We start from the raw sequence: 19,826 nt of genomic DNA, 5'->3' as shown, positions 1-19,826 counted from the left end.
CCCTATAACTTTGAATCCAATTCAAAGTCTGGTTATGCCAAGACGCAATACAAAAAATTGAGCGTAAAGCTACTGATTCCAAACTCTATGAATTCGCCAGGCTGTTGATCTCCAACAGCCCAGCACCAAGTTATGCCTGATGACCATAGCGAGTTGGTCCCACTCCTTCCCATCCCGAACAGGACAGTGAAACAACTCCGCGCCGATGATAGTGCGGGTTCCCGTGTGAAAGTAGGTCATCGTCAGGCTCTTACAGCCCTCAAAACCCCCTCCAGGCAACTGGCGGGGGTTTTTTCTTTGCGGAATCGAAAACCCATTGAATTCCTCATCCTCAGAATTCAATTCCTCCGCACACTTCCCCCACTTCCCCCACTTGTCTCCTCACAGCCTCAGCGCCTGAGCGTACCCCGTCAGCTCCACGTAGCCTCGGCCCAGCCGCCGCCCTTGCAGGTCGAACACCTCGCACAAGCCCTCCCAGTAGATGGCCCCTGTTGAAGCGCGGCTGTCCAGTTCCTGGTCCTCAATGACGGCTTTGACGACGAACTCCCGTCCGGGCAGCACCAATTTCCATTCGATGGGGTACTCCGCCTGGGTCTTCGGACTTCGCCAGCGCCGGCCAGGAATCAACTGCACCTGGCCTGGCGTCGTGATGGTTTGCTTGCCGTTGGCATCGCGCCAGGTGCTGGCATCCCACAGCGCCTTGCCGCCACGGTCACGCATCCGGAAGGCCATGAGGGCGGATCCATCCAGAAAATTGAGGCCCATCCAGTCCCACCCCTGGGCGTCTGGTGCCATCAGCTCATCGCTCCATTCGTGGTCCAGCCAGGCGCGGTGCTCGGTGTCCGCATCCAGCACAAAGCGTTGGCCGTGAAGGCTGATGTGGCCCTGCACGCTCATCTGGGGCTCGCTGTAGTAGCGACTGAATTGGGTCGCTTGGGGCCCTTTTTGGGAGTAGCCCTCCAGGCCTTGCAGGAGCAGGGCCTGGCTGGGCTTGAAGTCGAGGTTCAACTCGAATGCATCGCTCTGAACCCGTGCTTCGTAGTGGCTGTCCGCTGGATTGTTGTGGGCTACCCGTCGAAACGACCAGGGGTGCAAGTGCACATCCGTGTCTTGGGTGCTGGCCCCGGCCAGGCCCATGCCGGCACGGGCACTGCGCTGGTCATGCCAGAGCTGCTTGCCCTGCACATCGGTCAGTGCGGCGTGGGCAAACACCAGTTGTTCGGGCACGAAAGCGGATCTCCCCTTGGGCACGCCCCGCACACGGGACCGGAAGAAGGTGACCTGGTAGCCAAACACCCTCTGGCCCGATCGGGCGCTGCCCGTCACGTACCACCATTCGATGGCTTGCTCGGGATGACTGCCGAAGTCTTTCGGAAATTTCAGCGCTGTCCGCGCAGGCGGCGGGTCTTTCGGGTTTTTGGGGTCATTCAATTGGGCGCTGACCGGGACACTCGCCCCCATCAGGCTCCAGGCCAAGGCGTTGAATTGACGCCGCTTCAGCAGTGTCAGTGGGGGCATGGGTGACAGGGACGACATCGCTTACCAATCTTCGCGCACCGCGCTCACAGCATCTCGACTGACTGCCGCCCGCCCGGACAGCCAGGCGGTGACCGTGCCGGCCGCAACGGTGGCCAGGCACAGGGCCAGCAGTCGGGCCCAAGGGGCATGCAACTCCATGCTCCAGTGGAAACTTTGCGGATTCACCACCTTGACCAGGAGCACGGCCACCGCCAGCCCCAACAGCAGCCCGGCCATGGCCCCGATGCAGGTCCACACCAGCCCTTCACCGGCCACCACCGCCAGGATCTGCCGGCGGGTCAGCCCCAGGTGGGTCAGCAGGCCGAACTCTTTGCGACGGGCCAGCACCTGGGCGCTGAAACTGGCGGCCACACCGAACAGACCGATGCCGATGGCCACCGCCTGCAGCCAGTAGGTCACGGCAAAGCTGCGATCAAAGATCTTCAGTGAGCGCTCGCGGATCTCGGCTGAGGAGGCCACCTCCAGCGCCAGTGGGGCACCGGAGCCGCCCGAGTGGGAGGGCAGTGCCCGCAATTCCACCTCCACCACCGATTCGGCCACACCCGCCTTGGGCCAGAGGGCCAGGTCATTCACTTGCGCGTCGCCACTCAGGGCCTCGTAGTCGGCGCGGTCCATCACCACCGTGCCGCTTTGGCGCGCGTAATCCCGCCAGATGCCCTTCACGAAGAAGCGGGTGGCTGGGGCGGTGCTGTCTGCGTCCCGGTGGGGGAAGGCCTTGGTCAGCAAGCCGAAGTCTTCTCCGGGGCGCGCCTGGTACAGGTCGACCATGGCCTCGCTGACGTAAAGGCCGATCGCACCCGGTGGCGTCTCCAGAACCTGCCCCTGCAGGGGCAGGCCTTTTGAATCGTCCAGTTGGTCTTTGGCAATCAAGGTGACCTTGGGCCGGCCGGGCATCAGCTGCAGCGCGCGCACCCGCAGGCGGCTGCTGCTCTGCACCGAGGGCAGGGCGGCGGCTTTCTTCAGCCAGTCTTGTGGCAAGGTCAGCACGTCGCTGGCCTGCTGGCTGCCCTGCAGGTGCACATACAACGGGGCGGGCAGCACCCTGTCGAGCCACTCGATCACCGAGGTCCTGAAACTGCTGACCATAACCGTCAAGGCCACGGCCAGGCTCAGGCTGGCCACCACCCCGCTGATGGCCGAGCTGGCCATGCCCCGCATGCGGCGGGCGCGTTCCACGGCCAGCAAGGGCAAGAGGTGCCGTTGCAGTGCCTGGGCCACGGGGCCATCGATGGCCGCCATCAGACTGGGCAAGAGCACGATGCCTCCCACCAGCAGGGCGGCCACCGACACATACGCAGCCACCGGAATGCCCCACCAGGGCGGTGACAAGGCCAGCAAGCCAGCCATTGCCATCAACACCAGGCCCGCCATGCCTCCCTGGCCCGTGGAGGGTGCGTCGCCCAGGCCCTTGAGTGATGAGGCCGGTGGCAGTGCCGCGGCGGCACGGGCCGGCCACCAGCCGCCCGCCAACGCAGCGGCCACGCCCAGGCCGCCATAAATCAGGGCTGCCGCCGGGCGCCAGCGCAGGCTGGGGGCCACGCCGGTGAAATAGCCGCCGCCAAGGTCACCCCCCAGCCAGCGCAGGGCCAGGGCCGCCAGGGCCGTGCCGGCCACCAGCCCGAGCACGCTGCCCAGCCCGCCCAGCAGCAGTGACTCATACAGCACCAGCCGGGCCCGCTCCCGGGGTGGCAGCCCCAGCACGCCCAGCAGCGCGAACTGCCGTGTCCGCCGCGCCACGCTCAAGGACAGCACCGAGAACACCAGAAAAGCGCCCGTGAACAAGGCCACCAGGGCCAACACCGTCAGGTTGACCCGGTAGGCCCGCGACAACTGGTCGATCTGCTGGCCCGCATCGGCTGGCTCATGGGCCAGCACATCGGCCGGCAGCTTCAACGCCGCCAGGTAGCTGGCGTGGTCCACGCCAGCCTGCAGCCGCACGTCGATGCGGCTCAACTGGCCCACCCGGTCAAACAGGTCCTGGGCGGCGGCAATGTCCATCACGGCGGTGGCCGGGCCTGTCACGGCCAGCGTGCCGGCCACCTGCAAAGACACCGGTCCGGCCTCGGTCTGGACCTGCACCTGCGTCGCCTCAGGCGCCAGGGCCTGCGCTGCGGCATTGAGGAACACGCGTCCCGGCCGCAACATGTCCAGTCGGTCGGCCTCGGCATGGGGCCGTGGGATCAGGTCGGGCGCCACACCCGCCAGCCGCAGCGCGTCCACGCCCAGCAGGCGCAAGGGCACCCCGGCCGGGGCCTGTGCGGTGAGCAGCAAGGTGTTGAGTTCCAGCACCGGCGAGGCCTCGGCCGTGCCGCCCTGCTGCACCACGCGCGGGTACAGGGCTTCATCGAAGCCCCCCCGCACTGCGCGCAGTTCCAGATCCGCCCGCCCGTTGACCGAACGCACCGCTTGCGAGAACTCGTCCAGCGCCGAGGCATTGATCAGGTGCACCGAAAAAGCCAGCGCCACGCCCAGCAGCACGGCCATGATGGCCGCCAGGGATCGCCAGGGATGGCGGCGCAATTCCTGCCAGGAAAAGGTGCAGAGCAGGGCCCAGACGGGCGATCGGTGGCGGGGTGGCAATCGCATGTGCCGCCATTGTGCACAGCTCTGACAAGACCCTTTGGCGGCCCCGGTCCCCAGGCTTTTTGCGACAGATCAAACAGCGATGTCAGACCCCGGTTTCAGCCCCGCATCCCCCCTTGATGTGGCAGGCGGTCAACCCTATTTTTGATTTGGAGGCCCCACACGGGCCCGCCACAGTCATCAACCAGAAGGAGTGCCAACATGAGTTCTCTGATTCCACGGGGTGGTCTGTTGCTGGATGAGTTCTTCCGCGACACCGCGCCCGGTTTCTACATCCGCCCCCTGCATGGCGACAAGCTCCCCAGCCCGGCCCAGATCAAGGTCGATGTGACCGAGAGCGATGGCGCCTACACCGTGCATGCCGAGGTCCCGGGCGTGGCCAAGGAAGACCTGCACGTCACCCTCGAAGGCCAGGTGCTGAGCCTCAGTGCCGAGGTGCGGCAACAGGATCAGGCCACGCGCGACGGCAAGGTGTTGCGCAGCGAGCGGTACTTTGGCCAGGTGGCGCGCAGCCTCCAGTTGCCCTCCGAGGTGGACGTGAGCCAGGCCCGCGCCCGCTACGAAGATGGGGTGCTCACGCTGACTTTGCCCAAGCGCCAGGCCAGCAGCGCCCAGCGGCTCAAGATCGAGTGATGCGGCACGGGGCTGAGCCTGCCCTGGCCAGGGGCCGGGTCAGGTGGCGATGCCCTGTGCCGTCAGCCGCAGCACCCGGTCGGCCTGGGCTGCCGCGGCTTCGGAGTGTGTGACCAGCACCAGGGCCGCGCCATGCTCGCGTGTCTGCTGCAACAGCAGCGCCATCACCTGGCTGGCCGTCTGCGGGTCCAGGTTGCCCGTGGGTTCATCGGCCAGCAGCAGACCGGGCCGGTGCACCAGGGCGCGGGCAATGGCCACGCGCTGCAATTGCCCTCCGCTGAGCTGCTGGGGCAGGCGCTCGCCCAGGCCGGCCAGGCCCACGGCTGCCAGCATCGCCGAGACCCGCTCCTGGGCGGCCGGGCCGCTCTGGCCCAGCAGCATCAAGGGCAGGGCTACGTTCTGCCGCACATCCAGATGGGGCAGCACATGAAAGGCCTGGAACACAAAGCCCACCTGTTGGCGCCGCCACAGCGCGCGCGCCGTCTCGTCAAGGCTGGCCAGGTCGGTGCCCTGTACGTCGATGCGGCCTTCGTCCCAGTGGTCCAGCGCGGCCAGGCAGTTCAGCAAGGTCGACTTGCCCACGCCCGATTCGCCGATGATGGCGACGAACTCCCCGGGGTGGACGGTCAGGCTCACGTGCTCGAACACCGGGGCACCGGCATAGTGTTTGCCCAGGCCCTGGACCGAGATGGCGGGCGGGGTGGCGGCGGGGCTGGCGGGGCGTGTGGGGCTCATGGTGCGCGTTCTCAGCCCAGTTGCCCGCTCTGGCGCAGCAGCGCTTCGGCCAGGGCCAGCACCTGGGGCAGGGCGTCCGGCGCGTCGCAGGCCACCGAGTGGCGTTGCCGCATGCTGCGCAGCCAGGTCAGCTGCCGCTTGGCCAGTTGGCGCGTGGCAAAAATGCCCCGATCGCGCAGCTCGCTCATGGGTTCGTGGCCGGACAAGGCCTCCCAGGCCTGGCGGTAGCCCACGCAGCGCATCGAGGGCAGGTCCGGGTGCAGATCGCCGCGCGCGCGCAGGCGGCACACCTCGTCGATGAAGCCTTGCTGCAGCATGGCGTCAAAGCGTTGCTCGATGCGGCGGTGCAGCCATTGGCGGTCTTGGGGTTCCAGCGCGATCAATTCGATGGGCAGACCCCGCTCCGTGTCGCCACGCTGCACGGCATGAAAGCTCGACAGCGTCTGGCCCGACACCCGGTACACCTCCAGCGCCCGCTGGATGCGTTGGGCATCGTTGGGCGCCAGCCGCCGTGCCGTGGCGGGGTCCACACGCGCCAGGTCGGCGTGCAGGGCGGGCCAGCCACGCTCAGCGGCCTCGGCCTCCAGCGCGGCACGCACCTCGGGGTTGGCGGGCGGCATCGGGTCCAGGCCGTCCATCAAAGCCTTGAAGTACAGCATCGTGCCCCCGACCAGCACCGGCAAGGCCCCGCGGGCGCGGATGGCCTGCACCAGCTCACTGGCGTCGTGGGCAAACTCGGCGGCACTGTAGGCCTGCAAGGGGTCACGGATGTCGATCAGGTGGTGCGGCACCTGGGCCAGTTCGGCCGCGCTGGGCTTGGCTGTGCCAATGTCCATGCCGCGGTACACCAGCGCCGAATCCACGCTGATGATCTCCATGCGGCGCTGGGGGGCCAGGTGCGCGGCCAGGGCCAGGGCGGCGGCTGTCTTGCCGGAGGCGGTCGGGCCCGCCAGGGCCAGGCAGGGAAGGGTCGAAGTCGTCATGCAGGGGGTCTCAGGTGGCGGCTGGTTCGCCATATTTGGGCACCAGGGTCCAGGCGGTCAGGGCGATGCAGGCGCTCCAGAACCAGATGCCCAGGGTCAGGGGGTAGATCGTGCCGTCCATGTGCTGCCCCAGCCAGGCCCCGATGCCAAAGGCCACCAACATCATGCCAAAGCCGTTCAGCGCCGAAGCGGCCCCGGCGGCCTGGGGGAAGGGGCCCACGGCACCGCTTTGACCGCAAGGCTGGTGCACCCCGTGGGCCAGCATGAAGATGTAGTAGGGCAGCATGATGGCCCAGCCCTGGTGCACGCCGGCCAGGGCCAGGGTGCCCATCAGCGTGCCGCCCAGCAGGGTCATGCCGCCGGCCACCGCCACGCTGCGCCGCAGGCCCAGGCGCGGCAACATCCAGCGGCACATGAAGGTGCCCAGAAAATAGGCAAACGACATCGAGCACATCAGCAGGCCATAGGCCGTCTTGCTCAGCCCCAGCACCTTGATGAAGACAAAGGACGACGAGGCCAGAAAAGTGAACAGGCCGCCATACGAGGCGGCGGTCAGCACCGAGAAGGTGATGAAGGTCGGGTGGCGCAGGATCTGCCCCCAGGTGCGCAGCACCACGCCGGGCTGGGTGGCCTGCGGGTTGCGCTGGGCCAGGCTTTCGCTGAAGCGCCAGCCCAGCAGCCCCAGGGTGGCGGCACCGAACACGGCCAGGGCCAGCATGGCGGCCCGCCAGCCCATCCAGTCCGACAGCAGGCCCCCCAGAGGGGCGCTGAGGCAGGCGATCACCCCCAGCCCCGACAGGCCCTTGGACATGACCCGCGCGCCCTCTATCGGCTTGTACAGGTCGCGCACGATGGCCCGGGCGCACATCACACCCGCGCCCATGGCCGCACCTTGCACCATGCGGCCCAGGATCAGCGCCTCCATCGAGGTGGCCAGGGCGCAGCCCAGGGCCGACACGGTGTAGGCCACCATGCCGATCAGCAGCACCGGGCGGCGACCGATCCGGTCCGACAGCGGGCCCCAGGCCAGTTGCGAGCAGCCAAAGGCCAGCAACAGCGCCGACAGCGTCAGCTGGGCTTGGGTCATGGTGGCGCCAAAGCCCTCCTTCATGGCCGGCAGGGCGGGCAGGTAGAGGTCGGTGGTCACCGGTTGCAGACCCAGCAACAGCGACAGGATCAGCACCACCAGCCCGGGGCTCATGGGGGTGGTCTGAGAGAGGGCCGACGAGGCGGCAGGACGGGTGGCAGACATCCAGTCGAGGGTATCAGAAAGCGTCCTGGGCCCTGTCAGGATGAGGGCGCTCCGGTCAGTCGCCTGGGTGACGGAATCGGGCAGGTGTATCCCTGACAGGACATACCCGCGGCACCGCGTTAGGGCACCGGGAGGATTTGCTAACGTTGTTCGTTGACCCTGTGAATTCTGCGATCCCTGGATCGGTACGTCTGGAGGCTTTTCATGACCGAATGTCATTTTTTCCATTGGATGCGCGCTGCCCGAATGGGGGCGATGATGGCGCTTTGTGTTCCTTTGCTGGCGGTCGCCCAGGCGCCGCAACTGCCGCCGCCCGACAGTGTGAACCTGGACCGGCTCGGTTTCATGAGCACTTTTCCGCCCGAGCCCGCTCAGCGCATCACCTTGGCCAACACGTCGCAATACCCCCAATTGCGTTGGGTGGTGCAACACCTGCGCGAGCTTCAGCCCACGCACAACATCTGGCGTGGATCGGGGCTGGCCTCCAGTCTGCCGGCCGACCCGCGTCCCCTGGGGCAACTGAGCTTCGAAGATGCCAAGGGGCAAGCCCTCACCATCGATGAATGGGCACGCAGCACCTACACCGATGCGCTGGTAGTGCTGCACAAGGGGCGGGTGGTCTACGAGCGCTACGACAACCAGATGACGCCGCATTCCCCGCACCTGCTGTTTTCGGTCACCAAATCGTTCACCGGGCTGCTGGCCGCTCAACTCGCCCAGGAAGGCAAGATCGACCCGGCCGCCTTGGTGACCACTTATGTGCCCGAGTTGGCCGGCTCGGCCTGGGGCGACATGACGGTGCGCCAGGTCATGGACATGACAGGCGCAGTGCGCTTCCGAGAGGTCTACAACGACCCCAATACCGAAATCTTCGGTTTTGGCTATGCCAGCGGTTTGCTTCCCCGTCCGGCAGCCTACCAGGGCCCCACCACGGTGTACGACTTTCTCACCACCCTCAAGAAAGAGGGCGAGCATGGCGAAGGCTTTGTGTACCGTTCCGTTCATTCCGAAGTGCTGGGCTGGATCGTGTCGCGCGTCGCGGGCCAGCACTGGGCTGAATTGATGAGCCAGCGCATCTGGCAAAAATTGGGCATGGAAGAAGACGCCTATGTGATGGTCGACAGCGTCGGCACGCCTTTGCAGAGTGCCGGCCTGAACGCCACCGCCCGCGACCTGGCCCGTGTGGGCGAGATGCTGCGCCTGGGCGGTACCTTCAATGGGCAGAAGATTCTGGACAAGGCCGTCATCGAGGACACGGCCCGGGGCGGCGACCGCGAGAAGTTCAAGTTCCAGGGCCTGCAGGCGGCCCGCCCGGGCTACAGCTACCGCAACCAGTGGTGGGTGCTGCACAACGCCGATGGCGCCTACGAGGCTGCGGGCGTGCATGGGCAGTTCATCCACATCAACCCCGCCGCCGAGATGGTGGTGGTCAAGCTCTCGTCCCACCCGGTGGCGGGCGCGGCCTTCACCCACCCGACCACGCTCAAGGCCTGGGCGGCGCTGGCCAAAGCCGTGCGTTGAGCCCGGGCATGGGCCGCGGTGGCACGGCACAGGCCCGCTTTCGCTGACAATCGGCGCGTTGCCGCAGGCTTTGCGGCGGCTTTTCGTGACTCGTGAAAGGCAGCGCCGTGGCGCCCCGATTTTCTGTTGGCCCTGCACCTGGGTGCGGGGCCATTGTTTTGTCTGACGCTGATTTTTCCAGGGTGCCTGGCGCCTGTGATGCGGAGGCCCCATGCCGTTCGTAGTCACCGAACCCTGTATCCAGTGCCGTTACACCGACTGCGTCGAGGTGTGCCCGATGGACTGCTTTGTGGCCGGGCCCAATTTTCTGGTGATCGACCCGGACGGCTGCATCGACTGCTCGGTGTGTGTGCCCCAGTGCCCGGTGCAGGCCATCGTGAATGCCGCCGAGGTCACGCCCGAGCAGGCCCCCTATGTGGCCCTCAATGCCCGCCTGGCCAAGGCCGAGGGCTGGAATCCGATCCGCCTGCGCGACACCCCGCTGCCCGAGCACGCGCACTGGGCCCAGGTGGCCGACAAGCGCCACCTGCTGCCGGCCTGACCCGAGCAGGGCGCGTGCTCAGACCACGCCCTGGGCCAGCATCGCATCGGCCACCTTCACAAAGCCCGCCACATTGGCCCCGGTCAGGTAGCTGACGCGGCCGCCGGCATATCGCCCGTGCTCCACGCAGGCGCGGTGGATGCCGCTCATGATCTGGCGCAGGCGCAGGTCCACCTCCTCGCGCGGCCAGCTCAGGCGGGCCGCGTTCTGGCTCATCTCCAGGCCCGAAGTGGCCACGCCGCCCGCGTTGCTGGCCTTGCCCGGGGCGTACAGCACGCCGGTAGCCTCGAAGGCCTTGGCCGCCTCGATGGTGCTGGGCATGTTGGCGCCTTCGGCCACGCACAGCACCCCGTTGGCGATCAGGGCCGCGGCGTCCAGGGCGTCCAGCTCGTTTTGGGTGGCGCAGGGCAGGGCCACCTCCACCGGCACCTTCCAGGGCCTGGCGTCGGGCTCGAAGCGGGCCCCGATGCGCTCGGCGTAGTCGCTCACGCGGCCGCGGTGGTGGTTCTTGATCTCCATGAGCAGGGCCAGCTTCTCGGGGGTGAAGCCCTGCTCGTCGATCACCGTGCCACCCGAGTCCGAGGCGGTCAGCACCGTGGCACCCAGCGCCATGGCTTTCTCGATCGCGTACTGCGCCACATTGCCCGAGCCCGACACGCTGACCCGCAGGCCCTCGAACGAGCGCCCCCGGGTGTTGAGCATCTCCTCGGCGAAATACACCGTGCCATAGCCGGTGGCCTCGGGGCGCATCAGCGAGCCGCCAAAGCTCAGGCCCTTGCCGGTGAACACGCAGTCGGCGCGGTTGCTCAGCTTTTTCACCATGCCGGCCATGAAGCCCACCTCGCGCCCGCCCACGCCGATATCGCCGGCGGGCACATCGGTATCGGCGCCGATGTGGCGGTACAGCTCGCTGACAAAGGCCTGGCAAAAGCGCATCACCTCACCGGGGCTGCGCCCCTTGGGGTCGAAGTCGGAGCCGCCCTTGCCGCCCCCCATGGGCAGGGTGGTGAGGGCGTTCTTGAAGGTCTGCTCAAAGGCCAGGAACTTCAGCACCGACAGGTTCACCGAGGGGTGAAAGCGCAGCCCGCCCTTGTACGGCCCCAGGGCCATGCTGTGCTGGATGCGGTAGCCGCGGTTGACCTGCACCTGGCCCTGGTCGTCCACCCAGCAGACTCTGAACATCAGCGTGCGTTCGGGCTCGACCAGGCGCTCCAGCAGGGCCTGCTCCGCATAGCGCGGGTGCTGCTGCAGAAAAGGCCACAGGCATTCCATCACCTCGGTGACGGCCTGCAGGTACTCGGGTTGGTGGGGGTTGTGGCGGCTCAGCCGTTGCAGAAAGCTCGCGGCATCGTGGTGCTTCATTCAAGGGTCCCTTCGCCTGCCACACAAACCGGCAGGGGGGATGATCTTGCGGGCAGGTCGCCCGGCGTTCGTCACCAAATGTAGCCCGCGCCCCGGCCTCATTTCTGCGGCATGGAACGGCTGGCCGGGCTCAGCGGCCGCGCAGGAACAGCGCGTCCAGCTCGCGCATGGGCAGTTGCCGCCAGGTGGGGCGCCCGTGGTTGCACTGGTCGGATCGTTCGGTCTCTTCCATCTGGCGCAACAGCCCGTTCATCTCGTCCAAGGTCAGGCGGCGGTTGGCGCGCACGGCGCCGTGGCAGGCCATGGTCGCCAGCAGTTCGTTGCGGGCCCGCTGCACCACGGTGCTGGCGTCGTGCTGGCTCAGTTCGGCCAGCACGCTGCGCGCCAGCTCCACCGCATCGCCCTGGGCCAGCGTGCTGGGCACGGCCCGCACGGCCAGCGTCTTGGGCGAGAAGGGCACGATCTCCAGGCCCAGCGTGGCCAGGGTCTCGGCGCATTCCTCGGCCGTGGCCACCTCCTGCGGCGTGGCGGCAAAGGTGGCCGGGATCAGCAAGGGCTGGCTGGCCAGCGGGGCCACGTCGATCTGGGTCTTGAGGCGCTCGTACACGATGCGCTCGTGGGCCGCATGCATGTCGACGATCACCAGGCCGTGGGCGTTCTCTGCCAGGATGTACACCCCTTGCAGCTGGGCGATCGCCCGCCCCAGCGGCCAGTCGTCGGCCGTGTCGGGCAAGGCCGTGGGCACGGGCTGCGCGGCCAGGCTGGCCTGGTTGAAGGTCGAGGGGGCGCTCGGCGCCGGGGCGAAGCTGTTGCCCACCCCCAGGGCCTGCGCGGGCGGCTGGCGCCCATCCGACTCCGCCCACAAGGGGGGGGTGGTGCCGTTGGTCGGGGCGGCACCGGGTTGCCACAGCGCGGCCAGGTCGTTCACGCGGTGGCCCACCGGGTCGGGGCGAAAGCCCATGCCGGCCTGGGTCCAGTGCGCATTGAAGGGCGTGCCGGCCTGGCCTGGAGCCGGATCGGCCCCTGTTTGGAGGCCTGGCTGCAGGCCAGGCAGCTCAGCCGGCTGGGCGGCCGCAGCGGCCGCGGCGGCCATCGCGGCGCGCGGGGCCGCCAGGGCGTTCTCAACCGCGTGGCGCACCGCCTGGTGCACCTCACGGCTCTCACGGAAGCGCACCTCGATCTTGGTCGGGTGCACGTTCACGTCGACCCGGGTGGGGTCGATCTCCAGCGACAGCGCATACACGGGCTGGCGCTGGCCGTGCAGCACATCTTCGTAGGCACTGCGGGCCGCGTGGGTCAGAACTTTGTCGCGGACGTAACGTCCGTTCACATAGCAGAACTGGTGATCGGCGCGCGAGCGCGAGGCGTCCGGCACCCCGGCCCGGCCCGTCACCCGGATCGGGCCGACATTGAAATACACCGCCACCGATTGGGTCAGGAACTCTTCGCCCAGCACATCGGCCAGGCGCCGGTCGTGCGCCTCGGGGCCCTGGCAGGCGCGCCACTGCTCCACCAGCTTGCCTTCGTGCCAGATGGCAAAGCCCACTTCGGGGCGGGCCAGCGCGTGGCGGCGCACCGATTCCACGCAGTGGGCCAGTTCGGTGGCGTCGGTCTTCAGAAATTTGCGCCGTGCCGGGGTCGAGAAGAACAGCTCTTTCACCTCCACCGTGGTGCCGGTGGCGCGGGCCGCCGGCTTCAGCTCGCCGGTGCGGGCGTCCAGCATGAAGGCATTGGGCTGGCCCTCGGTGCGCGACAGCACGGCCATCTCGGACACCGAGGCAATGGCGGCCAGGGCCTCGCCGCGAAACCCCATGGTGCCCACCGATTCCAGGTCGTGCAGGTTGCTGATCTTGCTGGTGGCGTGGCGCTTCAGGGCCACCGGCAGCTCTTCGGGCGGGATGCCGATGCCGTTGTCTTCGACCGAGATCAGCCGCACGCCGCCGCCCAGCAGGCGCACCGTGATCTGGCTGGCGCCCGCGTCCAGCGCGTTGTCCACCAGTTCGCGCACCACCGAGGCGGGGCGTTCGACCACTTCACCCGCGGCGATCTGGCTGATCAGTTCATCGGGCAGCTCGCGGATCGGGCGGCGCTGGGAGGGGGGGAGGTGCTCGGTGTTCACCCCGGGATTCTAGAGGCCCGGCAGGCCATGGGTGCTCAGCGGGGCTTGTCACGGAGTTGGCGGTTTGCGCCTTCATAATCGGGCGCCAAAGGATGCCCATGGAAATCATTGCTTCATTGATCGACTTCATTGTCCACGTCGACAAACACCTCGAATTCTTCGTGCAGAACTACGGACTGTGGGTGTATGCGCTGCTGTTTGCCATCGTGTTTGTCGAAACCGGCCTGGTGGTCATGCCCTTTCTGCCGGGCGACTCCCTGCTTTTCATCGTCGGCGCCATGGGCGGGGCGGGTTTGCTGAACCTGCCGCTGGCCGGCGCGGTGCTGGTGGTGGCCGCCATCCTGGGCGACCAGTGCAATTACCAGATCGGCCGGTATTTCGGCCCCCGGGTGTTCCAGTGGGAGAACTCGCGCTTCTTCAACCGCGAAGCCTTCAACCAGGCCCACGCCTTTTATGAGCGCTTCGGCGGCATCACGGTGATCCTGGCTCGCTTCATGCCCTTCATCCGCACCTTCGCCCCCTTTGTGGCAGGTGTGGCGGCCATGACGCGGCGCCGCTTCACGGCGTACAACGTGGCGGGTGCGGTGATCTGGGTGGTGGGGGTGTGTGCCCTGGGCTACCTGTTCGGCAACCTGCCCTGGGTGAAGCAGCATTTCGAGAAGATCATCTGGGCCATGATCCTGCTGCCGGGCCTGCTGGCCCTGTGGGGGGCCTGGAAGGGCCGCCGCTCCGGCGGGACGGCCCAGGCCTGAACTTGCTTCGCAAGACGCTGCCTGCCGGCAGCGTCCGCCAGCCTCAGCGCCGGCCCTTGCTGAGCTCGTTGCCGGCCAGGGCGCCCGCTGCGGCGCCGGCCACCGTGCCCAGGGTGCTGCCGAACAGCACACTGCCGGTGGCGCCGCCCACCACCGCGCCGGCCACCGTGCCCACTTGCTGGTGGGTGGGGCGGGAGGCGCAGGCGCCCAGCGACAGGCTCAGGGCCAGCACGGCGAGCAGGGTCAGCTTGCGGGGGGCGGAGAGGGCCGGGCTGGCACCGGTCAGGGTGGAGTGGTTTTTCATGGGATTCCTTTGAACGGGTCGGCAGGGCGGTGGATCCGCCAAGACTCTGTTCAGGACTTTACAAACCCAAGCCAGCGCAATCTGTTTGAAACTCGGCAGGAATGTGTGACCCGGGTTTCAAGTACATCCAAATGTTTCAAGTCTGGGGCTTTTCGGTCGCAAAGGCCAAATCAGCGGCTTGTCTGCGGACCACCCGTGCCCCAGGGCGCGGGCCTCAGGCGCTGCGGTTGCGTGCCAGCGGCGGGTTGCGCGAGAAATAGCGCTCGATGCCACGCATCACCGCATCCGCCAGCTGGTTCTGGTACTCCGGGCTGCGCAGGCGGGCTTCTTCTTCGGGGTTGCTGATGAAGGCGGTCTCGACCAGCACGCTGGGGATGTCGGGGGCCTTGAGCACGGCAAAGCCGGCCTGCTCGACCTTGGGCTTGTGCAGGCGCCCGACGGCGCTGATCTCACCGAGCAAGGCGGTGCCCAGCTTCAGGCTGTCATTGATCTGGGCCGTGGTGCTCATGTCGAGCAGGGCGCGCTGCACGGTGGCGTCCTGCACCTTCACGTTCAGGCCACCTACCTGATCGGCCCGGTTTTCCTTGTCGGCCATCCAGCGGGCTGCCGCGCTGGAGGCACCGCTCTGGCTCAGCGCGAACACGCTGGCGCCGCGGGCCGCCGGGGTGATGAAGGCGTCGGCGTGGATGCTCACGAACAGATCGGCCTGCACGCGCCGGGCCTTGTCCACCCGCACATGCAGGGGCACAAAGAAGTCTGCGTCGCGGGTCATGAAGGCGCGCATCGGGTTGCCCTTCACCGTGGTGGCGTTGATGCGTTCGCGCAGCAGGTGGGCAATGCTCAGCACCACGTCTTTTTCGCGGGTGCCCGAAGGGCCGGTGGCGCCCGGGTCTTCGCCGCCGTGGCCCGGGTCCAGCGCGATGATGATCAGGCGGTCGGTGGCCTGGGCCTCGGCACTTTCGGCTGCCGCAGGTTTGCTGGGGCGTACCGGGGGGGCGGGCGGGCTCACGTTGACGGGGGCCTGTGCTGTGTTGTGGGCTGTGCCCGGGCTGCTCAGGTTGGGGCTGGGTTTGAGCTCTGGGCGGCCTGGGGTGGATGCCGTGGCGGGGTTGCGCTGGGCAATCAACTCACCCAAGGGGTCAGGCAGGGCCGCGGGTTTGCCGGCCATGCCGGTGCTGGCGGGGCTCCCGGCGTTGGCTGGGGCCGGTGGGGTGGGGGATTGTCGGCTGTCCTGCAGGCGCTCGGCGATCAGGGCCTCCAGGGGGTCGGCCGCCACGGTGGGGTACAGGTCAAAGACCAGGCGGTGCTGGTAGGCCGCCACGGGGGGCAGGGTGAAGACCTGGGGCAGGGCGGGCTGCTTGAGGTCGATCACCAGCCGCACCACGCCCGGGGCGTACTGCCCCACGCGGATGCCGCTGATGAAGGGGTCGTCGGCTTTGACCTTGGCCACCAGTTCCCGCAGGGCCGGGTTCATCTCGATGCCGTCAATGTCCACGGCCAGGCGCGGCGGGTTGGCCACAAAGGTCTGGCGCGCGGCTAGGGCCCCGTCCGATTCGATGGTCACCCGGGTGTAGTCGGGTGCGGGCCACACCCGCACGGCCACGATGCTGGCGCCCCAGGCCAATTCGGTCAGCCCCATCAGCAGCACCACGCCACCGGCCTGCAAGGCCTGGCGCCGGCGCAGCAGGGCGGGCACCCGAGGGGCTTCAGAGGAGGTGTTCAGATCTGGGCGGTGGCTCATGCGCGCAGGGCCTCCAGCAAGCTCTGGCCCAGCGGGGTGGCGGCCGTCAGCACCACCTGGCGGGGGGCAGGGGGGGCTTCGGCAGCGTCTTCGTTCTCGTCGTCCGGGGGGGGATCACCCGCCCCGTCCTGGCCCAACACCTGCAACTGCAGCACCAGGTCGGGCGTGGGCAGCATGCCCCGGGCCTTGTCGGGCCATTCGGCCAGCTTCAGGCCGGGGCTGGCGAACAGGTCGCGAAAGCCGGCTTCCTCCCACTCGCGCGGGTCGTTGAATCGGTAGAAGTCAAAGTGCCAGATGCGCAGCACCGGTTCGCCGTCCGGGCCCGGGCGGGCCTCATGGGGTTCGACCACGGCGTAGGTCGGGCTTTTGATGCGGCCCTGCACCCCCAGCTCGCGCAGCAGGTGGCGCACAAAAGTGGTCTTGCCGGCGCCCAGATCGCCTTGCAGTTCGATGAAGGCCTGGCGCACGCCGGGCAGCGCCGCCAGGCGGCGGGCAAAGGCCTGGGTATCGGTTTCGTGGCTCCAGATCAGCGTGGCAGAAGACGGGTGGGGCGACATGGGCAACGGGGTTCCTACAATTCCGGGGTGCAAATCAACGGCCATCAACTTGTTTCCCACATCCAGGGCTGGGCCCGGGAGCTGGGATTTTCTCAAATCGGCGTGGCTGGCATCGACCTGGCGAGTGCCGAGCCAGGCTTGGAGGCCTGGCTGGCCGCCGGGTTCCACGGCAGCATGAATTACATGGCTGCGCATGGGCTCAAGCGGGCCCGGCCGGCCGAACTGGTGCCGGGCACGGTCAGCGTGCTGACCGCGCGCATGGATTATCTGCCCGCCAGCACCCCGCCTGACTGGACCGAGCGCGAACTGGCCCGATTGCAGCGCCCCGGCGAGGCCGTGGTGTCGCTGTACGCCCGGGGGCGCGACTACCACAAGGTGCTGCGCAGCCGCCTGCAAAAGCTGGCCGAACGCCTGGCTGCCGAGATCGGGCCCCTGGGCCACCGGGTGTTCACCGATTCGGCCCCGGTGCTGGAGGCCGAGCTGGCTGCTCGCAGTGGCCAGGGCTGGCGCGGCAAGCACAGCCTGGTGCTGAACCGCGAGGGTGGCTCGATGTTCTTTCTGGGCGAGATCTACCTGGACATCCCCTTGCCACCGACCGATCCGGTCACCGCGCACTGCGGCCAGTGCAGTGCCTGCGTGCAGGCCTGCCCCACCCAGGCCATCGTGGCGGCGCAGCGGGTGGATGCGCGGCGTTGCATCTCCTACCTCACCATCGAGCACGACGGCGCGATCGAGCCGGCCCTGCGCCCCTTGATGGGCAACCGCATCTACGGTTGCGACGACTGCCAACTGGTGTGCCCCTGGAACAAGTTTGCCCAGCGCTCGCCGCTGGCGGATTTTGACGAGCGCGCCGGCCTGTCAGGTCAAACGCTGGCGCACTTGCTGGGCTGGTCCGAGAGCGAGTTTCTGCGCCGCACCGAGGGCAGCCCGATCCGGCGCATCGGCCATTGGCGCTGGGTGCGCAACCTGGCGGTTGCGGCTGGCAACGCCTTGCATGGCGGCTTGGGGGGGGCGGAGGCCGCGGTGCTGATGCAGGCGCTGGCGGCCCATCTGGAGGGGGCCGATCAGGTGCTCGCGGAACACCTGCACTGGGCGCTCAGCGCAACACCCCCAGGGCAAAGGGCAGACTGACGATGCCCAGCAAGGTCGACAGCGTGACCAGGCCGGCCACATAGGGGCCGTTGTAACCCATGCGCGCGGCCAGCACATAGCAGGTCGAAGCCGTGGGCAGGGCTGAGAACGCCAGCAACACGGTGGTCTGAACCGTGTCCAGCCCGAAGGCACGGGCCAGGGCCCAGGCCAGCAACGGCGAGATCAGGTGGCGGATGGCCAGCACGGCCACCGCCAGGGTGCGCGCCTTGGCCAGTTGGCCGATCTCCATGCCCGCGCCTGCCGACATCAGCCCCAGTGCCAGCGAGGCGGCCCCGATGCGGCTGACCGTGGGGTCCAGCCAGACGGGCATGGTGAAACCGGCCAGGTTGGCGATGAGCCCGCTGGCCGTCGCCAGCACCAGGGGGTTGCGCAACACCTCGCCCAGAAAACCGCGCTTGGCGTGGCGGGCCATGGGCCAGACCGCTGCCACGTTGAAGATCGGCACGCACACCCCGATCAGCACCGCGATCAGCAGCATGCCCTGGGGGCCGGCCAGCCGGTCCGCGATGGCCAGCGCCACAAAGGAGTTGAAGCGGAAAGCCACCTGCACGCTGGCCGGGTGCTCCCGCCCGCGCATGTGGCGCCCGATGACCGGCAGGTGCGGCAGGGCATAGGACAGTGCAATGCCAGACAGGCCCGTCAGCACGCCCGCCATGAGCAGCGAGGAGGCCTCGCCCAGGTTCAAAGGGCTCTTCACGATGGAGTGAAACAGCAGCACCGGGAACAGAAAGAAATACACCAGGCTTTCCACCTGCTGCCACACGGTGCGGTTCAGTGCGGTGTATCGGCACAACAGAAAGCCGCAAAGAATCAGCGAAAAATCGGGGAAGAGCAGTTGGGCGTAGTTCACCGGTCGAGAATACCAGTCGCGCCTGCCCTCAGGGTTTGTCACTAGCTGCTTTCCACAGGGGGACGGTTCGGGCTAGCCGTTACGATCTCGGATCCGTTTAAGGTTGACTAGGAGAATTCAAATGCACCGCCGTACCTGGATTGCTGCACTGGCTCTGAGCACATTGACTGGTGCCGTGTGGGCGCAGTCTTACCCGACCAAGGCCATTCAGTTGGTCGTTCCATTTGCGCCGGGGGGCACGACCGACATCATCGCCCGCACCATCGCCGACCCGCTGGGCAAGGTGCTGGGGCAGCCCGTGGTGGTGATCAACAAGGCGGGCGGCGGCGGCGTGGTGGGGGCCACCGAGACGGCCCGTGCCGTGCCCGACGGCTACAACCTGGGCGTGGCCACGGTGTCGACCACCGCCGCCAACCCGGCCATCAACCCCAAGATCCCCTACAACCCGCTGACCGACTTCACGCCCATCGTCAACGTGGCCGCCACGCCCAACGTGATTGCGGTGCACCCGAACTTCCCGGGCAAGGACTACAAGAGCTTTCTGGCCGAGGTGAAGAAGTCGCCCGGCAAGTACTCGTACTCGTCCTCGGGCACCGGGGGCATCGGCCACCTGCAGATGGAGCTCTACAAGAACCTGGCCGGCGTGTTCGTCACCCACATTCCCTACCGTGGCGCGGGCCCGGCCTTGAACGACACGGTGGCCGGTCAGGTGCCGATGATCTTCGACAACATGCCCTCGGCCATGCCCTTTGTGCGTGAGAACCGGCTGATCCCCATCGTGGTGGCCGCCCCCACGCGCCTGGCCGCCCTGCCCAATGTGCCCACCTTCAAGGAGGTCGGGCTGGAGCCGGTGAACCGCATGGCCTACTACGGCATCTACGGCCCCAAGGGCCTGCCCAAAGAGGTGGTGGACAAGATCAACGCCGGTGTGCGCAAGGCCCTGGAAGACCCGGCGGTGCGCAAGCGCATCGAAGACACCGGCTCGATCATCGTGGGCAACACCCCCGAGCAGTTCACCGAACAGATCAAGTCGGAGTACGAGGTCTACAAGCGCGTGGTGCAACAGCAGAAGCTGACCCTGGATTGAAGCGCAGGCCCTTTGTGGCCTGGAAACCTTCGCCAAAGGCCGGTCGCTCATTGCAGCGCCCGGCCTTTTTTGTACTGATGGCGTGGCATAGTTCAGGCTCCGTCTGCCTTCATCC

The 19,826-nt window shown here is 67.6% G+C and carries 17 protein-coding genes and 1 rRNA gene; 7 read left to right on the top strand and 11 right to left on the bottom strand.

The features are described 5' to 3' along the window. Positions 1 to 135: 135 nt before the first annotated feature. A 5S ribosomal RNA gene (gene rrf, locus L880_RS0119950) occupies positions 136 to 248 on the top strand. A 133-nt stretch (positions 249 to 381) separates the two neighbouring features. On the opposite strand, the gene L880_RS0119945 is transcribed toward rrf, so the two are convergent. Continuing rightward, positions 382 to 1,518, bottom strand: coding sequence for a lipocalin-like domain-containing protein (locus L880_RS0119945; protein WP_027477177.1), 1,137 nt, complete (start codon positions 1,516 to 1,518; stop codon positions 382 to 384). A gap of 21 nt (positions 1,519 to 1,539) precedes the next feature. Continuing rightward, positions 1,540 to 4,125 (bottom strand): FtsX-like permease family protein, encoded by a 2,586-nt coding sequence (locus tag L880_RS0119940; RefSeq protein WP_027477176.1) that lies wholly within the window; start codon positions 4,123 to 4,125, stop codon positions 1,540 to 1,542. A 198-nt stretch (positions 4,126 to 4,323) separates the two neighbouring features. Here L880_RS0119940 and L880_RS0119935 point away from each other — a divergent pair, with 198 nt between their 5' ends. Then, entirely contained in the window at positions 4,324 to 4,755 is a 432-nt protein-coding gene (locus tag L880_RS0119935; RefSeq protein ID WP_027477175.1) for an Hsp20/alpha crystallin family protein, read from the top strand. Positions 4,756 to 4,794: 39 nt separating this feature from the next. Here the strand turns inward: L880_RS0119935 and L880_RS0119930 are convergent, their stop codons facing one another. From L880_RS0119930 to L880_RS0119920, 3 genes are read right to left on the bottom strand one after another with little or no spacing between them, the layout of a single operon-like run. Next, entirely contained in the window at positions 4,795 to 5,490 is a 696-nt protein-coding gene (locus tag L880_RS0119930; RefSeq protein ID WP_051443453.1) for an ABC transporter ATP-binding protein, read from the bottom strand. A gap of 11 nt (positions 5,491 to 5,501) precedes the next feature. Beyond that, the gene (gene miaA / locus L880_RS0119925; RefSeq protein ID WP_027477173.1) at positions 5,502 to 6,473 is read right to left on the bottom strand and encodes a tRNA (adenosine(37)-N6)-dimethylallyltransferase MiaA; all 972 of its coding nucleotides are present in this window, start codon (positions 6,471 to 6,473) and stop codon (positions 5,502 to 5,504) included. A gap of 10 nt (positions 6,474 to 6,483) precedes the next feature. Next, positions 6,484 to 7,725, bottom strand: a complete 1,242-nt coding sequence (locus tag L880_RS0119920; protein ID WP_027477172.1) for a multidrug effflux MFS transporter — start codon at positions 7,723 to 7,725, stop codon at positions 6,484 to 6,486. A 246-nt stretch (positions 7,726 to 7,971) separates the two neighbouring features. Here L880_RS0119920 and L880_RS0119915 point away from each other — a divergent pair, with 246 nt between their 5' ends. After that, positions 7,972 to 9,246 carry a serine hydrolase domain-containing protein gene (locus tag L880_RS0119915; RefSeq protein WP_051443452.1) on the top strand — a complete coding sequence of 425 codons (1,275 nt, stop codon included), beginning with the start codon at positions 7,972 to 7,974 and terminating at the stop codon, positions 9,244 to 9,246. A 211-nt stretch (positions 9,247 to 9,457) separates the two neighbouring features. After that, positions 9,458 to 9,787: a ferredoxin FdxA gene (fdxA, locus tag L880_RS0119910; RefSeq protein WP_027477170.1), complete on the top strand. Its 330-nt coding sequence runs from the start codon at positions 9,458 to 9,460 to the stop codon at positions 9,785 to 9,787. Between the two features lie 18 nt (positions 9,788 to 9,805). On the opposite strand, the gene gdhA is transcribed toward fdxA, so the two are convergent. Both gdhA and mutL read right to left on the bottom strand, forming a co-directional pair. Next, the gene (gene gdhA, locus L880_RS0119905) at positions 9,806 to 11,149 is read right to left on the bottom strand and encodes an NADP-specific glutamate dehydrogenase (protein ID WP_027477169.1); all 1,344 of its coding nucleotides are present in this window, start codon (positions 11,147 to 11,149) and stop codon (positions 9,806 to 9,808) included. Positions 11,150 to 11,279: 130 nt separating this feature from the next. After that, a complete protein-coding gene (gene mutL, locus L880_RS0119900) occupies positions 11,280 to 13,268 on the bottom strand; it encodes a DNA mismatch repair endonuclease MutL (RefSeq protein ID WP_027477168.1) in 1,989 nt (662 codons plus the stop codon). 98 nt (positions 13,269 to 13,366) lie between these two features. Here mutL and L880_RS0119895 point away from each other — a divergent pair, with 98 nt between their 5' ends. Continuing rightward, on the top strand, positions 13,367 to 14,020 hold the full coding sequence (locus L880_RS0119895) for a DedA family protein (protein ID WP_027477167.1): 654 nt from the start codon (positions 13,367 to 13,369) through the stop codon (positions 14,018 to 14,020). A 43-nt stretch (positions 14,021 to 14,063) separates the two neighbouring features. Here the strand turns inward: L880_RS0119895 and L880_RS0119890 are convergent, their stop codons facing one another. The 3 genes from L880_RS0119890 to tsaE all read right to left on the bottom strand — a co-directional run bounded on the left by L880_RS0119890 (position 14,064) and on the right by tsaE (position 16,622). After that, on the bottom strand, positions 14,064 to 14,324 hold the full coding sequence (locus tag L880_RS0119890) for a glycine zipper 2TM domain-containing protein (RefSeq protein WP_051443451.1): 261 nt from the start codon (positions 14,322 to 14,324) through the stop codon (positions 14,064 to 14,066). A gap of 214 nt (positions 14,325 to 14,538) precedes the next feature. Beyond that, complete coding sequence (locus L880_RS0119885) at positions 14,539 to 16,065, bottom strand: N-acetylmuramoyl-L-alanine amidase (protein ID WP_043330036.1); 1,527 nt, start codon at positions 16,063 to 16,065, stop codon at positions 14,539 to 14,541. Then, positions 16,062 to 16,622 carry a tRNA (adenosine(37)-N6)-threonylcarbamoyltransferase complex ATPase subunit type 1 TsaE gene (gene tsaE / locus L880_RS0119880; protein ID WP_051443450.1) on the bottom strand — a complete coding sequence of 187 codons (561 nt, stop codon included), beginning with the start codon at positions 16,620 to 16,622 and terminating at the stop codon, positions 16,062 to 16,064. The genes L880_RS0119885 and tsaE overlap by 4 nt, the downstream gene beginning before the upstream one ends. Before the next feature lie 60 nt (positions 16,623 to 16,682). Here tsaE and queG point away from each other — a divergent pair, with 60 nt between their 5' ends. Then, entirely contained in the window at positions 16,683 to 17,753 is a 1,071-nt protein-coding gene (gene queG, locus L880_RS0119875; RefSeq protein ID WP_027477163.1) for a tRNA epoxyqueuosine(34) reductase QueG, read from the top strand. Here the strand turns inward: queG and L880_RS0119870 are convergent. After that, positions 17,719 to 18,624: an AEC family transporter gene (locus tag L880_RS0119870; RefSeq protein ID WP_027477162.1), complete on the bottom strand. Its 906-nt coding sequence runs from the start codon at positions 18,622 to 18,624 to the stop codon at positions 17,719 to 17,721. The genes queG and L880_RS0119870 overlap by 35 nt on opposite strands. Before the next feature lie 121 nt (positions 18,625 to 18,745). Between L880_RS0119870 and L880_RS0119865 the strand changes: the two genes are divergently transcribed. Beyond that, positions 18,746 to 19,711, top strand: a complete 966-nt coding sequence (locus L880_RS0119865) for a tripartite tricarboxylate transporter substrate binding protein BugE (RefSeq protein ID WP_027477161.1) — start codon at positions 18,746 to 18,748, stop codon at positions 19,709 to 19,711. The last annotated feature ends 115 nt before the right edge of the window (positions 19,712 to 19,826 follow it).

This window comes from Curvibacter gracilis ATCC BAA-807, from assembly GCF_000518645.1.
Lineage (GTDB): Bacteria > Pseudomonadota > Gammaproteobacteria > Burkholderiales > Burkholderiaceae_C > Curvibacter > Curvibacter gracilis.
Note: the sequence above shows the minus strand (reverse complement) of the source record. Positions and strands in the feature narration are given on the sequence as shown.

Bases quoted from the DNA above. Each gene is read 5' to 3' on its own strand.
- L880_RS0119930 (WP_051443453.1), bottom strand. From the start codon at position 5,490: ATGAGCCCCACACGCCCCGCCAGCCCCGCCGCCACCCCGCCCGCCATC.
- L880_RS0119940 (WP_027477176.1), bottom strand. From the start codon at position 4,125: ATGCGATTGCCACCCCGCCACCGATCGCCCGTCTGGGCCCTGCTCTGC.
- miaA (WP_027477173.1), bottom strand. From the start codon at position 6,473: ATGACGACTTCGACCCTTCCCTGCCTGGCCCTGGCGGGCCCGACCGCC.
- gdhA (WP_027477169.1), bottom strand. From the start codon at position 11,149: ATGAAGCACCACGATGCCGCGAGCTTTCTGCAACGGCTGAGCCGCCAC.
- L880_RS0119885 (WP_043330036.1), bottom strand. From the start codon at position 16,065: ATGAGCCACCGCCCAGATCTGAACACCTCCTCTGAAGCCCCTCGGGTG.
- L880_RS0119890 (WP_051443451.1), bottom strand. From the start codon at position 14,324: ATGAAAAACCACTCCACCCTGACCGGTGCCAGCCCGGCCCTCTCCGCC.
- L880_RS0119865 (WP_027477161.1), top strand. From the start codon at position 18,746: ATGCACCGCCGTACCTGGATTGCTGCACTGGCTCTGAGCACATTGACT.
- L880_RS0119945 (WP_027477177.1), bottom strand. From the start codon at position 1,518: ATGCCCCCACTGACACTGCTGAAGCGGCGTCAATTCAACGCCTTGGCC.
- L880_RS0119935 (WP_027477175.1), top strand. From the start codon at position 4,324: ATGAGTTCTCTGATTCCACGGGGTGGTCTGTTGCTGGATGAGTTCTTC.
- fdxA (WP_027477170.1), top strand. From the start codon at position 9,458: ATGCCGTTCGTAGTCACCGAACCCTGTATCCAGTGCCGTTACACCGAC.
- tsaE (WP_051443450.1), bottom strand. From the start codon at position 16,622: ATGTCGCCCCACCCGTCTTCTGCCACGCTGATCTGGAGCCACGAAACC.
- L880_RS0119895 (WP_027477167.1), top strand. From the start codon at position 13,367: ATGGAAATCATTGCTTCATTGATCGACTTCATTGTCCACGTCGACAAA.
- L880_RS0119920 (WP_027477172.1), bottom strand. From the start codon at position 7,725: ATGTCTGCCACCCGTCCTGCCGCCTCGTCGGCCCTCTCTCAGACCACC.
- L880_RS0119915 (WP_051443452.1), top strand. From the start codon at position 7,972: ATGGGGGCGATGATGGCGCTTTGTGTTCCTTTGCTGGCGGTCGCCCAG.